The organism is Halanaeroarchaeum sp. HSR-CO, assembly GCF_024972755.1.
GTDB lineage: Archaea > Halobacteriota > Halobacteria > Halobacteriales > Halobacteriaceae > Halanaeroarchaeum.
Window position 1 is genome coordinate 1,104,846 of the sequence record NZ_CP087724.1, and the last position, 14,846, is coordinate 1,119,691.

Here is a 14,846-nt window from a genome sequence, read left to right on the forward strand (position 1 = left end):
GGAGTTGAAGTATGACTGAAATTGGATTGGTGAGTTGCACGAAGAGGAAGCAAGACAGGGCCACGAAGCCAGCAGACCTCTACACTGCATCGGCGTTTTTCAGGAAGGCCCGAGAATATGCCGAAGCGAATCACGAATCTTGGTACATTCTCTCTGCTAGACACCATCTCCTGGACCCTAACGGCCCACGCATTGAACCGTATGACGATACTCTGAGTGGAGCATCAGTAGACAAAAAGCGAAACTGGGCACAGACCGTATATGACCAGCTACAAGAGAATAACTTGCTTGCCGATGGGAATCGGTTAGTGTTCCACGCCGGTCGGGACTATTACGATGAGCTGCTACCGCTCTTAGTGGATGCCCAAGTAAATGTCGAGACGCCGACAGACGGCCTGCGCTTTGGGGAAACACTCGCTTGGTATAACGAACGGATTTAGTCGAGGTTCGGGGTAGTCTCAATGTATCTGGCGAGGGAGTCTAGGAACTCTGGCCGATACTCCTCTGAAACATGGTTGATATTCCATAGCCCGGACTCTCGGATGTCACGTACTGGACTGTAGTGACCAAGCCACTTCTCGTTCCTGGAATCGATTGATTTCCCACCGACGTTGCTCACCATCGCAATTGCGTTTCGCTCAATGTAGGCGCGGTCACTCTCCGGGCTGGGTTCATCATCGACCCTAACCCACAGAAACGGAAGGTCACGAAGGTATTCGCTGACGCGTCGTTCCATTTCCAGTTCTTCCAATCGTAATTCACGTGCGGCGCTTGACCCGACGCCCCATTCAGGATACTCCCTCTGATGTCCGTCCCGTTCTATCAGAGCTTCCCCGATACGTTTCCTAAACACGGACCCCCGATGATTACCTCCGTTTTCGTAGGTACCACGTTTCGCTCCTCTATGGGTTCGTAATCTGTCCCAGAGTGAGGTTCCACTACCTGCCGAAACAGCGTGGGTTCCGATTCGCGTTACCCGTAGCTGATGAGTTGACTCTCTGGTTTCACTTGGATGGAAAAAGAAGTAGACGCCTCGGTTGGGCCAGTCCATACGACCATGGCAGTTTTTGAGCTTCCGCTTCCCACCGACTGTCTCCTCCAATTCGTCGAGCAAGGAGTAGAACTTATCGAGGTTCTCGTCTCGAATCATTCTTGTGTTGGACTTTTTAGCCCTGGCAGGTAGTATTTTCTTTCCTGTTAGCGGGTGGCCTTAGAGGAGTCTTACAGCCAGTTGGATTACAAAGCCGAGAAACAGAAGGGACGCACCGATACGAAAGGTCAGGCGTTCTTTGTGCTCTTGAAGCAACCGAGGGAATTCACCTGGAGGTTTTGTCATTGCCAGATATGGACTTGAGTCTCGAATTAGGTCGATACCGGACTCATCGGCGGCTCGGGGACGGTACTTAAACCTAAATTCAGCAGTTGCGAGCGGTGCATCATCCGCTTTTTCAATGGCAATCAGATTGTATCCTTCTTTCTCAATGTGAATCTCTTCACCACCAATCTCGACGTGAATCGAGGTTTCCGGCCCTTCCTCCATTGTCTCTGCCGATTGGATAGGGGGTCCAGCAAGCTCGACTGCTGATGCCAAGTGACTAAATCCGACATCGGACCGCTCTATCTCGCCTTCCAGATACAACTGCTCCTTTGCCGTCTCTATCCGAGAAAAGGGCCTGATGTAGTCGAGGCGCGACATCAATGATGGGAGACTCGGCGCTAAAACGACGACGGCTCCGATAGCATCCAATGCCAACCCAAAAGCCATGAAGTCAATCATGAATGACTAGTTACAGTTGTTGAAGTCGGTCGTAGAACACCTCGTGGAAATGTTCTCCGGATATTACCACCTAATCGAGATAAATCTAACAGGGCGAACTCTGGCATGTGAGGACTCACAGGCGGACATTTGAAAAGCGTATCCCGCCAAAGGGTGGATTGGCTTTGGTTTGTGATAGTAACAGAAACTCGACGGGCATAAAATCGACACCGGGTAGGATTGCCTCATTCACCCCCTAAGTTGAATTTCAAAGAGGGATTTGTACCCCCTACCCGTACGACCGCAAATTCCTTGTCATATCGGGCCTCTATTGGACATTCACTAACTATGGACAAAGACATCAATGACGTAACTGAGGTTTTTCGCTCGGTACGTGACCACGATTACAACGAACTCCGCAACGATATTGGTGGACTTCTCGCCCGGGTCCGAGCAATGAGTGACGCGGTTGATGACGTGAGGGAATTAGAAGATGAGATTCAGGAGGTAGAATGGGCTCTTCTCCCACAAGGAGATGAAGAACATATGATGCGGGAGGACCTCCTCATCGATATTCTGAAGATAGTTGATGATGGGTATCTCTCTTCAGCATGGGCTCTCCGTGAAACGCTCGAATCACTCATAATTGACCACGCACCTGAGTCGGATAGCTCCGAGTCGTTGTATGAACAATACAAAGACGATAGCCAGACAGTGATTGGTTTGAGAATATATTCCCATCACGGTAATCGGCTTCCAGTAAGAATTATCGACGATGGTTTTGGTGGCAATATCGGTAGTGGTGACGGAGTGCGGCGAAAAATTGGAGTACTCGTTGACGATGTTAGGGAAAAGAAGGGTGAAAAATATCGCCAATCTCCAGACCAATTCTATGAACATTTAGAGCTGAACTTTATTCACCTCCCTGAGCTCATGAGGAATCATTTCGAGATGGCAGAGGTACTTGTTAATGAATTCGTTGAGGTGGTACTTCAGGAGAATTCGGAGACGGTCCAAGACTATCAGAGCGTTGGAGCAGAACTCAAGTCACTACTGGACTCCGGTGCCCACAACCGTTATTGAAACCTGTCGTATGTTCCCGGGTACGTCCGGAACGGCAGAATTTTGAAGTGGCACTGTGAACGGTGGCCAGTCTTAAATTCAAAATTGCTCAAATCAAATCACACCAATAACAACTTCTAGCTCCAGTGTGCTTCCCACATATACCAATTTACTGTCCCAAAATACATATCCGAAAGATATAATTTAATCCTGGGAGACGTGTGGAGCATCTATGTTAGTTGTCACCACTGCATCTTCTGGAGGTAGTGGGTTTTGGGTCTCAATTTCCATATCTGTGCTTTCTGGGGTTTTCTCTTTGTTCGCGGTGGTATTGTCATATCGGAAGTACAAAGAACAACAAAGGCAGGGGGATGAAATTGAGCGACAATCAAAAGAAATCGAACGCCAATCCAGTGCAATGGAACGAGAATTTGCGACCGAAATAATCGCCCATGATTACGAGGCGGTTGGTAATACGATACAGGTCACACTATCAAACTATGGGAGAGGAATTGGGAAAAACCTGGAAATTGCGACTGAGGTAATTGTAGATGGGGAAGATTGCTATACAACACCAAATTATCAACCGCTTCGTCAGATAGATGATGACACATCAATGGCTGGTCCGAATGTGATAAAAGCGGATACTTCGAAAATTGAGTATCAGGCAGACCCCGCTCTTCGCATTACTATTCCTGGAAATGAGCCAAGGAATAGTAGTTTCCCAGGTGGTTTAGAAGACCTGAAACCCCATTGCAGCGATTTCTTGGAGATTGATATGTATCTAAGAGCAGAAAACCAATTAGAAGTGAAAAATGAATATGAAGTATTTGATAGTTCTCGAACGGTTGCTATCAACGACATCGAAGAAGAATACCCCACTCTCGAATCGGTTTTACAGATGTAGGATATACAAGGCTAAAACAGAATAACCATGGAATTCATCCCAACATCAATTGACAACACCTCTTCACAAGGGGCTATGGCAGAAAAATCGGTGATGGATAGACTCAAAAGAGCATTCGGCCCTGATGATAAGGGCGTAATCTATTATCGGTTCCCTGTCCGAGATAAAGCCGGAAAACGGTTCGACAAGGAACCTGATTTCACCATTTTACATCCGGATTTTGGTTTGGTTGTAGTCGAGTGTAAGGGCTATAAAATAGACCACATAGATTCAATTGAAGGTCAGCAATGGCAACTAAAGAACATTAATCAGAAACACGCTGCTCCGTATTCACAGGCACGAGAACAGGCATTTTTCCTCAATCGCTATTTCATGGGTGAAGAGCGACTTAGAGATGACCGTGGAAATACGAAGGTGCCACTAAATTTCTTCATAGCACTTCCAAATATTTCATCTGATGAATGGGAAAACAGAGGATTTGACGGACTCCCCTCGGTACGCGCGATTTTATCTGACGAGATGGGGCAACAATCATTGAGGGAGATATTTTTCGATACTCCCGGAAAGAGTCTATCACCCACAGAATACCAAGCGGCGAGAGCTGCTCTCAGTGGTGGGGAAGTAATTAGCGGGAAAAGGTTACCAACGAGCAATGGCGAAACAAAAGGAGAACTATACGAGGAAGTCGAATACGGGCTCAATCGTCTAGACCGTCGCCAAGAAGAAGTTGGTCTGCAAATACCAAATGGTGAGCAACAAATTCGGGGAATTGCAGGCTCTGGAAAAACGATTCTCTTAGGGATGAAAGCTGCTGCAATGCATGCCGCCCACCCGGAATGGAAAATTGCCATTACTTTTAACACAAGAAGTTTGTATGATAATATTCGCTCTACAGTCGAGCGATTCACTCAGCACTTCACAGACCAAGACCCAGATTGGGAACGGTTAGATGTCCTTCATGCATGGGGAGGAAAGTCAGAGCATGGCCTGTACTACAAAATCGCTCAGTCGGCAGGAATATCTCCAAACACTGTAAATGATGCCAGGAGTAAGTTCGGTTTTGGAAGCCCAGCATATCTTTTGAATAAATCTTGCGAGGAGCTTCTCAACATAGGGGGTATCCAAGAGGAATATGATGCAATACTCATTGATGAAGCCCAAGACCTTCGGCCTTCATTCTTTAACATGTGTCATGCTGCTTTGAAACCAGTGGGAAATGGCCAAGAACCTGACCGAAAGCGGCTGATTTGGGCATACGATGAAGCTCAAAATTTGAGTAGTTTGTCTGCACCGACTCCCAAGGAAATTTTCGGAACTGATGATGATGGAGACCCAGTAGTTGACCTGAGGGGGTCGTACGGTGGGGGAATATTGAAAAGCCAAATCATGAGGAAAGCCTATCGCTCACCACGAGAGATATTGATGACTGCCCATGTTCTTGGAATGGGCCTTAAATCTCCAAGTGGTGCGGTTCAGGCGATTACTAGAAAGGAAAACTGGTCAGATATCGGGTACAATCTAGTCAGCGGTGACTTCCGAGAGACTGGAACTCCAATTAAAATCACTAGGCCTTTGGAGAATTCACCGCATCCGTTAGCAGAGTCGAGCAAAGCTCAGCCCTTCATGAAATTCAAAAGTTTTGATGAAAAGTCTGAAGAAATTTCACATGTTACCGAAGCAGTCTACAATGATATTAATGACCAAGGGCTTAATCCGGAGCAAATTTTAATCATCTGCCTTGGCTCTCCGACGAAGGCTAAAAAAATAGGCCAGAAGGTAGAAAAATCGTTGTCCAAAGAATCCATCCCCAGTAACCCTGCATGGGCGGGTAATGCTAGCGTTTTCAAAAAGGAAGGCGAGGTGACAATATCTCGAATAAACCGTGCCAAAGGGAATGAGGCAGCAATGGTTTATGTTGTGGGCCTGGAAGAAGTGGTGAATTCCGAGTGGTATGATAGCGATATTACTCCGCGAAATGAAGCATTCGTAGCCATTACTAGAACCAGAGCCTGGTGTGAGGTAACTGGAACAGGAAATTCCCCAATATTTACTGAGATTAGGCAAATTATCGATTCAGTCAGCGAGGAAGAGCCTATTGTGGAGTTCCCCGCACCACCGAGAGATGTACAAGGTCCCTACGATGACGACACAATGGCAACTACAATTCAACAATTCACTACAGAACAGGATTCAGAGGGCAAGGAAATATCCTGCCCAGTAGATGAATGTGGGTTCAATGGAACCGTACCAACAGTCGTCCTCCATGTTAATGGAACAAGCGATTTAAATCATCAATGGCCTCAGCTGGGTTACGAAGGAGCTGCTGAATTCCGAAGAGAGCATGGGGACTTATAGGAGAGCTCAGTCGGGTAGTTAACACTATCCGATGTTCCACAATTGCACGTAGTATACTGGGGATTGACTGGTGATTCTCCGTGCTTGAAGATGTATTTGTTAGAGGGAAACTATTACTATACTTCCATATACATTCTGAATTATGTCTCGAAAATTGAGGGAGAACGACAGAAAGGGCTTACTTGAGATTGAACGCAAAAATGGAGATTTGGTAGCGAAAAATGTTCCCATTCAAGGGGAAACTGTCTGTATAATCAATTCGGGAGAAATTGCAGAGAGTGGGGACGTTTCAACGACGGTCCCGGTAAATGTCGGAAAATTCAGACAGGGAATAGGAGACAACACCAACTATCTTACAGTCGATTTGTTGGACGACGATGGGCAACATTTGTCAGACATTTCGAGCCTCTTCACCCCTTCCAATGAGGACGATGATGTTAGAGAGTCTAGGGGAATGCCTGAAAGAGAAACGCGGAAGTTGACACAAATTCGGGGAACGGGAGACTACATTAATGTAAAGGCAAAAATATTCTATATAGAATATGTAGAAAAAGATAGGCTAGATATGCCGGACATAAAAGGCGTGTTAGTTGAAGATAAATCAACCAAACAGGTACCCTTTGTGGTAAATAAAGATGTTTTACACCCCTACTTCGAACAGGGCGAATATTATTTCTTCAAAAACGTCAAAGACCATAGATACGAGAAAGGAAATGAGAATCAGATTCTAATTTCAGAGAAGTCAACGGTTGAGAAGTTATAACGAACTTCACGACACCTGCGAAAGACCGAACCGGCAGAATTGGAATACAAGTCGCATGGGAGTCATGGCCAACACCACAGCATAAATTCCTTCTACAATATGATAAGTTATTTATATTACGTTTTTCGTGGGTTCGATTATGGAAGAAAATAATTCCGACAGTAAGCAATCGTTCCCGAAAGCACATTCAGATGTCTGGACTACTGTTCTCGTAGCCCTAGCAAAACGAGATGAACAATTGGAGTTAGACGATATTTCTGTAGTAACTGGGATTTCCCAATCAAAGGTCCGGGAGGTCGTTGAAGCTATGGAAAAGAATGAATGGGTTCAGTGGAATGAGGAACATCAGGAGGCTATTGAGCCTGGACAGAAGATGGATGAGAATATTATCTAGTCTATAGCATGCAACATGCCAAGATTTAAATTAATAATTTCGTATATGTATTTGTGAGAACAAACAATCTCCGACTTGGCTTAAGACTATACTCAACTAAAGGTATCAGAAGCAGCGAACAAACAACGGTCCCTGTATGCTGTGTGATTTTCGAAAATGCTTCGTCAAAGCAAGTACAATCCAAAAGTCAGCATTCCAATTGTCGCGGAAGAATATATGCGGGCTACCGGATTCATAGTCGATGTTGATGGTCACCGATATCTCGTAACAGCAAGACATAATGTATTTCCAACCCAAGTTAACATTCCAAATCCGCGAACGGGAGGTTCATACCTTAGGTACAATGCGGACTTCCAAGCAAACATTCTAGACGTATATTTCCCACATGGGGGAGACTGGTCCCATCACCGAATCCAACTGAGCAACCTCCCTCCCCATAAAATAATCACCACGCCTGAATCAGACCTACTAGCTGTACAATTGCCCCAAAACATAGAGATTCACGATGCTACCTCGTTTACTCCTGAAGATATCCAGACGGATGTTGAGCCGAATGAATCCCTTGTCGCATATGGATATGGGCAAAATTCACTTCCCGATGAGAGTATAGACTATACCGTGTCAGAGTACCCATATGAAATTAAGACTCCTCAAGAATTAACACTATCGGCGGTCCCCCTCCCAGCAGATGGCTTTGATTCGATTAGCAATGTCATAGGTACTGCTATCGATGAGGAGAGTAGTTCGGCCTATCTATACAATGGATTAAGTGGTTCTCCCGTCCTTGGGGATGGACTAGTCGGAATATATACAAGTTCATCTGAATTCCCTGAGGAAGTCGGTAACGCGAATCCTAGTCTAGTGGGTACAACCCGTGTCGATTACGTTTCTTCAAATTTGATTTCAACCGCACTCCGTCTTTGACCTCTTGGGTCGTTCTGGAAAATTGCTTCTTACAACGTCTGAACAACCAATATTGTCAGCTGATGTCTTAGATTCACGAGTGCATACCTCTTCCCCCACTGGCGATTTAATCTCCACGGCAATGTGAATCGACATCACTTCCGGACATAATTCGGTCTTGTTTTCACAAGTGGTAATGGATACATCGATGACCATCTCATCTCGGTTCATGTATTTTTAATCTTATGTACCCCTATTGGTTTCCTGACCTTCTACTTTCAATGCGGTCTTTTGCCTCCTCTACAAAGGAGTCCAAGTCAACACCCGTCTCCAAAAGTGCAAGCTGGTTTCCGCCAATAATGAACTCAGTCTCTTTGAACCAATTCAAAGTATTTGTCTTGAGAGCATCTTGTCTATCCTCAAGTTCCTTTAACCTGCCATTGAGCTCTGCAATCTCTGGATTGTGAGAAATAACGTCGACCCTCGATTCTAACCTGTCGATGCGATTTTTCAGATTTTGAATTGCTTCAGAATCTACTTTGTTTTTAGCCTTCGAAAATTTGCTATCAACCAATCCCCATTCAATTTCTCTTTTTGCATCTCCCGTCAGACGTGCTACTTTTGGAGGGTCGCGGTCTCCGTAACCTTGCTCAGCGTACGATATTTCGATTAAACCGAGAGATTCTAACCGGTCGAATCGGTACTTGACTTCAGGTCTAGTCAGCCCAGTTTGCCTCCGAATTTCGGTCGTTGAGGCCGAACCGCCAAAATCCCTCACTGCCCGCAAGAACCTCATTGCTTTCTCATCAATTTGATGGCGAAATTTTGTGCCCATAGTCAAAATTATGATATTATAGTGCAAAAGTATTACCCCCACTGAACCCCGCATTAACCAGTAAAGAGGGCCGACCGATTACAACGGGTATTCAATCCCTCCAATTTTTGATAACGACCCAATTGAGCCATCACCCCCTTCAATTAGTCATCCAGACGGCGAGCGACGATAATCAGAGCCAAGACCCCATTAGGCGGGACAATGATTTCACTAATTGATGGCCTCCCGGATATCACGATGTCGAAAATCGATGGTGACCCCAGGCTCAAATTTAACTCCGAGATTCATAAACTACTCTTATGGTCAGTTACAGAACCGCCGACATCCTTAGAATATCCACTATTTTCCCTTGTTAACCATGGCACCATCCTCAATGAGTTCGGGCCGACGACCGTGACGACGAAAGACCGAGGGACTGTGGGTGCGGTCCCTCGATGGAAGACGAACCTTGCTCGCCGAGCTGCAGAGACGGCTTCGAATCACCGAACCCTAACACGTCGGGGACAACGATTGAGTCACTCAAACCCTCAGGTGACTCTCAACGGTTCTGGAACAGGGGACATCTGCGACCGGGCAATTGGGGTATCCGAACCGGGGACTTAGCCATCCAGCCCGCCAACTACTAAGGCACCGACGGTTGGGTCATTCGACGTGTGTGGGGTTTGGACTGAATGCACTACAATCGGCTTCACGACCGACGTTGCAGGCGGGGTGGTTGCCAAGGCAGCCTACTGGTCGGGGTGACTCGTCTCTGTGAAGGTTATCGACCGGAAGTGAAACTGTTCTAGAGGTAAGAGTAGTGCCCTGTTCGGTGAACTTTCTCACCATTTCGTAATGAGAGGTTCCCTTCATCATCGAATGAAGGCTGTTTGTGAGTGAGAATCGTTCTATTCTCTGCGTCCTCAAACAGTTCTTCCACACTTCCCCCGTCTCGAATATCAAACCATCCCGTGGCCAATGACCTGTCTGCTACTTGATTATCGAATATGTCCTTATACGAGATGGTGATACTGAATCCAAGCGTTTTGACCCCTTTGTCGCCCAATTCTTCGATTCCTTTGCTAAAGGAAAACCGGCTCTGGCGTTCCCCTCCGGGGTCTACGTATCGCTCAAAATAGAGTGAGAATTTTAAGTCTTGGTCATCACCCTCCCAAAGAATCTCTTCTGTACGTGTTTGCGGTAGGTCTTCTTCAGCACCCACCCTCTTTGGGGTGGTAGCACCGCCTGCGTAGTTAGCGCGGAATGTCACTTCACCTCGCGGTGTATCCTGTTGGGTGCTTGTGAACACTTTGTCAGACAGCGGCTCCAACTTTACGCCCATATCATAATGAGCGGGGCCATCCATCGCCTCTTCACCTACGTAGAACTCCACCTCAACTTCAAACTGCTTGGCGAGGCCTGTTCCTTGGTTTGAACAGTGGATAGTGACTGAATCTTCAGAGACATCTGATACCGAAATATCGACAGCAGGAATATACTCTGCCTCCATTATCTCCTGTTGGCGTTCTTGAATCGAAGTCTGTTCTTTACTGATTGAGGTTTGCTCTTCTGCTATGGATGTTTGCTCCTCGCTAATGTCTCTCTGGTCTTCCAAGACTCTCGTCTGACGAAGATATATCCATATCAAACCGCCTGTCAGGATACTATTCAGGATAAGTGAGACAACGGAAAGTGAGATATTCCCGGCTTCACTTGGGCTTGCATTCGGGAAAATGGAATTGACCGCAGAATCAGTAAGGACACCTATTGCGAGCAGTGTTAATCCCACTAGCACAAACCCAACGAGTGAAAAAATAACAGCTAGCAGTACTCCCTTCTCTATACTTTTTATACGTTCACGTATACTAAGCCGACTCATAGGTCAGATTCTGTGAAAATAAGTCGAGAGCTATGTTTCTCAAGCCACTCTGCCTTCTCCTTGTAGTCAGGAATGTGTTCCCCGACTAACTGCCAGAACTCTCGACCGTGGTGCTGTTCGGTCAGGTGGGCGAGTTCGTGAACAACGAGATAGTCAACAACCTCGGGCGGGGCCATAATGAGCCGCCAGTTCAGGCTAATCGTTCCACTGGTTGAGCAACTTCCCCACCGTGTACGCTGGTTTCGGAGTTCGAGTTTCTCGTACTCGACACCCATACGCTCGGCGTAGTGGTCGGTGCGGTCGGTAAGATAGTCTCGCGCCCGGCTTCGGTAGAAATTTTCGAGAGCTTGCTTGACCGTCGATTGCTCAACGGCGCTCTTCCGGAGCCGAATCGAATCCTCGTCTACCTCGTGCTTTCGGCGGGATTCTATGACGAGTTCTCGGTCTTGCCCGAGGAACGGGAAGCACGCACCCGCCTCGAAAGTTCGGTCGGGGACTTGCTCGCGGTAAGTGTCGTACTTTCGTTGCTGGTCTACTACCCACGCCGCGTTTTCTTTCAGCAACCTCATCGGACGAACATCCTCGGACTCAGGAACGACAACCGTCACGCCGTGAATATCTACGTCAATTCGGGCTTCGGTGGCGTCGTAGCTGTGGCGTACCTCGTACTCGATTGGGTTCCCCAACAGGTCGATTTTCCGAGGTTGTGTTTTAGCCATTGTTCGCAATGAGGTAGTTCCGAATCGCGTCTACGAAGTCTTCGTCGTCCTTAATCAAGTGCCCGATGTCGTACTGTTTGACCAGCACGTCCAGCAGGATTCGCTCGATTTCTGCGATGGCCTCTTGGTTCGTCTTCCACCCGTGATATCCTCGGTCAACGCGGTCGCGGAACTGTGAGACGATTTCTTTGGCCACTTCTTCGGCCTGTTCTTTGGAGTTGATTGCCTCGGTCGTCTCTTCGGTCAGATGGGTGTAAATAGCGAACTCGGCGGCTTCCATCCCCTTCTCGTCGGCCTCGGCTTCCACCTCCAGAATCTCTTCCTCGACGGCTTTGAGGGCTTCAACTGCCTCGGGGTCGCCTATTCCGTCTCCCTGCCAGCGTTCCACTATGTCCGTCACGCGCTCGCTCAAACGCCTGTAGCGGGGGTTCTGGTTCTCCCGAGGGTGTAGGTGTTCACGGGTTGCGTGCGCAATCTGTGACGCCTTCACGCCGGGGTTGTCCAGCCCTTCCACGTCTTCGAGGTATTCTTCACCGAGTTTGTACGTCGGAAAGTCTCGCTTGATTTCCCCGATTTCGACGTTCTCGCTGATTATCTCACGGGTCTTTTCCTGCATGTTTTCTTCGGGGTCATCGTCCCCGGACGTGGTTCGTTTGAACGCGACGTGAACCCGACTCAACCACTTGTATTCGTCTTCGATACCATCCTGAATGAGCCGTTTGTCGGGCGCGACAGCCTCGTACAGCGATTGGAGTCGCCGGAAGCCCTGTTTGAACTGGCGGCGTTCGGGGTGGGTACTGACGCGTTCCACAGCCTCGTAGGCGGCTTCTTGGGTGTCGTTCTTCGGTATTCCCTCGAAAATTCCCATGACCGTTCCCAACTGGTCTTTTAGGTCGTCGTAGAGTTCGCTCTTGTCGCGGGCGGCATAGGATTTCGTCTCGTCGTCATAGTCCAGTGCCTCGTCAATGTTTTCGAAAACGCCTTGGAAATCTACTATCTCGCCGTTCTTCTTGCCCTCGTCAGGCCGATTTGTCCGGGCGATAGCCTGCATGAGGGTGTGGTTCTTGAGGTTCCGGTCGAGGTAGATGGTCTTCAGAATCGGGGCGTCGAAGCCGGTCAACAGCATGTTGTGGACGACCAGTAGTTTCGGGTTCTCGTCCTCTTTGAACGACTTGATGATACTGTCGCGCTCGTCAGGGTCGGTATGGAACTGTTGAATCAGCTCGGGGTCGTCGTTGGTCGTGGTGTAGAGAACTTCCACCTCGTCTTCGCCGCGACGGTCGATTAGTCGCTCGCCGTACATAGCCCCTGACCGACGACTCGGTGTGACGACCATTCCCTTCCAGCCGTTCGGGGAAACGTGGTCGGTATAGTGCTGGTCGATTTCCTCGACTGTCCTGTCCACACGGGGTTCGATTTCTGCGAGGGTCGTCGTGTTGACGGCTTCGCGGATGAACTCGCGCTTCTCGTCTTTGGTGAAGCTCCGAAACTCTTGGTCGAACTCCTCGTCAAGTCCGGCCTCGTCTATACGCCATTCCATCTCGTGCCGGAGCGTGAAGTAGACGGGCAGAATCAGGCCGTCCTCGATACCTTCCTTGACCGTGTACTGGTGTAGGTATCGTTCGCCTGTTCGGTAGTCTTCGCCGTCGGGCGAGAACTCGCGAAAGGTGTTTCGGGCCTTCTGTGTCTCACCTTCCCTGACGGGGGTACCGGTGAATCCGAAGTGATGGCAGTCCGGAAGCGCGTTGTCGAGACGACTCCCTAGGTCGGCTTCCATGAACCGGTGGGCCTCGTCGCTCATGACGATTACCTCGTCGTTGCCCTGTTCGTCCGGCTCTACATCTTGGAATTTCTGAATTGTCGTAAGAACGAGTTCGCTCTGGCCCTCTTCAATGAGTTGCTCAAGGTGGTCGATAGAGCCGGCTTCCGTCCAGCGTTCGAGGGAAAGATTCGCCAACTGGTCGCGCATTTGGGAGTTCAGTTTGTCCGTGTCCACTATAATGAAGACCTGCGGGTTGTCGGCCATATGGCGGGCCAGCAGGTTCTCGGCGGCGTAGAGCATGGTGAAGGACTTGCCCGACCCCTGCGTGTGCCAAACAAGGCCAGTCTTGTCCTCGCCCTTGCCCACGCGGTCGAGAATCGCGTTCACGGCGTAATACTGCATGTATCGAGGAACAATCTTCGCGTCCCCTCCGGCTCGCCGCTCGTAGAAGACGAAGTTCTTCAGCAGGTCGAGAAGGGTGCCAGGGTTGCACAGCGCCTTGACGGCCTGCCGCATTTCGTTGTCGTCCTCGAACTTCTCCGGGGCGTCGTTCCATGGCTCGTAGAACTCTCGGGGCGCACCGACCGCGCCGTAGCGCAGTTCCATCGTGTCGGCGGCGACGTTGAACAGACCGGGGGCGAACAGCCGGGGAACGTCCACTTGATAGGCCAGCAGGTCGCTCACGGCGTCGTGCCAGTCGTTGTCCTGTGCCCGACTCTTGAGTTCCATCGTGACGAGCGGAATCCCGTTGACGAAGAGGTTCAGGTCCGGGCGGATGGTCGTCTCCCGTGATATCGAGAACTGATTCACGGCGTGGAAGGTGTTGTTCTCGGGATTCTCGTAGTCTATCAGGTCTACGTAGACCGTCTTCGTCACCCCATCCGGGCGTTGGACGGAGAAGGCCTTACCCTTCGTCAGCAGTTGGTAGAACGCTCGATTGCTGTCTATCAGGTTCTCGCTGTCGAGGTCGCGCTTAAGGGATGAAATGAATTTCTCGACGTTTTCCTCGGTCACGTCCTTGTTCAGCGCCATGACCTGTTCGGCCAGTAAGTCCCAATAGACGACTTCGTGACTCTGACGGTCATACGCGGCGTCGAGGGCGCTGGCACCACGGTCGCCGTCCTCTCCATAGGTGTCCCACCCGACGGTATTGAGCCACGACAGAAGCGAGTGTTCAACGCCCTCTTCGGATGCCGCTCTAGTCATTAGAAGCCTCCCGTGGCCGCTTCATACTTTACAGTCCACACAGACAGGCCAACGAATACGTACACAATTACCGTCAGTACGGCCTTAATCGGCCTGTCCATCGCCCACGCGACTATCGGTAACATCGCATTGACCAGTTCCAGTATGAATACCCCGAGCGCGTCGGCCATTTTAGAAGTTGAGCCAGAGTAGAGTGGTGGGAGGATATTCAGATACGCAAGTGAGACATTGACGATGAAAGCGACGGACGCGCCAGTAGAGTACATGTTACGCCACTGACTTGGCCCGGCGAGAAGATTCCCAACAGCGTAGTTCAGTCCCCTATC

General features: G+C 49.0%; 14 protein-coding genes. 7 read left to right on the plus strand and 7 right to left on the minus strand.

Annotated elements, in window-relative coordinates; translation table 11 throughout:
- The first annotated feature begins 11 nt into the window (after positions 1 to 11).
- Positions 12 to 440, plus strand: a complete 429-nt coding sequence (locus tag HSRCO_RS05680) for a DUF6884 domain-containing protein (RefSeq protein ID WP_259519463.1) — start codon at positions 12 to 14, stop codon at positions 438 to 440.
- Here HSRCO_RS05680 and HSRCO_RS05685 read toward each other — a convergent pair.
- Positions 437 to 1,150 (minus strand): hypothetical protein, encoded by a 714-nt coding sequence (locus HSRCO_RS05685; protein WP_259519464.1) that lies wholly within the window; start codon positions 1,148 to 1,150, stop codon positions 437 to 439. The two genes, HSRCO_RS05680 and HSRCO_RS05685, sit on opposite strands and share 4 nt — an antisense overlap.
- Positions 1,151 to 1,210: 60 nt before the next feature.
- Positions 1,211 to 1,777 (minus strand): hypothetical protein, encoded by a 567-nt coding sequence (locus tag HSRCO_RS05690; RefSeq protein WP_259519465.1) that lies wholly within the window; start codon positions 1,775 to 1,777, stop codon positions 1,211 to 1,213.
- A 327-nt stretch (positions 1,778 to 2,104) separates the two neighbouring features.
- On the opposite strand from HSRCO_RS05690, the gene HSRCO_RS05695 reads away from it, so the two are divergent.
- From HSRCO_RS05695 to HSRCO_RS05720, 6 genes are all read left to right on the plus strand, one after another.
- Positions 2,105 to 2,839 (plus strand): hypothetical protein, encoded by a 735-nt coding sequence (locus tag HSRCO_RS05695; RefSeq protein ID WP_259519466.1) that lies wholly within the window; start codon positions 2,105 to 2,107, stop codon positions 2,837 to 2,839.
- 211 nt (positions 2,840 to 3,050) lie between these two features.
- Positions 3,051 to 3,725, plus strand: coding sequence for a hypothetical protein (locus tag HSRCO_RS05700; RefSeq protein ID WP_259519467.1), 675 nt, complete (start codon positions 3,051 to 3,053; stop codon positions 3,723 to 3,725).
- A 75-nt stretch (positions 3,726 to 3,800) separates the two neighbouring features.
- Entirely contained in the window at positions 3,801 to 6,080 is a 2,280-nt protein-coding gene (locus tag HSRCO_RS05705; RefSeq protein WP_259519468.1) for a DEAD/DEAH box helicase, read from the plus strand.
- A gap of 142 nt (positions 6,081 to 6,222) precedes the next feature.
- Positions 6,223 to 6,843: a hypothetical protein gene (locus HSRCO_RS05710; RefSeq protein WP_259519470.1), complete on the plus strand. Its 621-nt coding sequence runs from the start codon at positions 6,223 to 6,225 to the stop codon at positions 6,841 to 6,843.
- A gap of 139 nt (positions 6,844 to 6,982) precedes the next feature.
- The gene (locus HSRCO_RS05715) at positions 6,983 to 7,237 is read left to right on the plus strand and encodes a helix-turn-helix domain-containing protein (RefSeq protein WP_259519472.1); all 255 of its coding nucleotides are present in this window, start codon (positions 6,983 to 6,985) and stop codon (positions 7,235 to 7,237) included.
- A 216-nt stretch (positions 7,238 to 7,453) separates the two neighbouring features.
- Positions 7,454 to 8,161 (plus strand): hypothetical protein, encoded by a 708-nt coding sequence (locus HSRCO_RS05720; RefSeq protein WP_259519473.1) that lies wholly within the window; start codon positions 7,454 to 7,456, stop codon positions 8,159 to 8,161.
- Between the two features lie 232 nt (positions 8,162 to 8,393).
- Here the strand turns inward: HSRCO_RS05720 and HSRCO_RS05725 are convergent, their stop codons facing one another.
- The 5 genes from HSRCO_RS05725 to HSRCO_RS05745 all read right to left on the minus strand — a co-directional run bounded on the left by HSRCO_RS05725 (position 8,394) and on the right by HSRCO_RS05745 (position 14,786).
- Complete coding sequence (locus HSRCO_RS05725; protein WP_259519474.1) at positions 8,394 to 8,975, minus strand: hypothetical protein; 582 nt, start codon at positions 8,973 to 8,975, stop codon at positions 8,394 to 8,396.
- A 784-nt stretch (positions 8,976 to 9,759) separates the two neighbouring features.
- Positions 9,760 to 10,743, minus strand: coding sequence for a hypothetical protein (locus HSRCO_RS05730; RefSeq protein ID WP_259519475.1), 984 nt, complete (start codon positions 10,741 to 10,743; stop codon positions 9,760 to 9,762).
- Between the two features lie 86 nt (positions 10,744 to 10,829).
- Positions 10,830 to 11,552 carry a M48 family metallopeptidase gene (locus HSRCO_RS05735; RefSeq protein WP_396266413.1) on the minus strand — a complete coding sequence of 241 codons (723 nt, stop codon included), beginning with the start codon at positions 11,550 to 11,552 and terminating at the stop codon, positions 10,830 to 10,832.
- A complete protein-coding gene (locus HSRCO_RS05740) occupies positions 11,545 to 14,520 on the minus strand; it encodes a type I restriction endonuclease subunit R (RefSeq protein WP_259519477.1) in 2,976 nt (991 codons plus the stop codon). The genes HSRCO_RS05735 and HSRCO_RS05740 overlap by 8 nt, the downstream gene beginning before the upstream one ends.
- Positions 14,520 to 14,786, minus strand: a complete 267-nt coding sequence (locus HSRCO_RS05745; protein WP_259519478.1) for a hypothetical protein — start codon at positions 14,784 to 14,786, stop codon at positions 14,520 to 14,522. The genes HSRCO_RS05740 and HSRCO_RS05745 overlap by 1 nt, the downstream gene beginning before the upstream one ends.
- Positions 14,787 to 14,846: the final 60 nt, after the last annotated feature.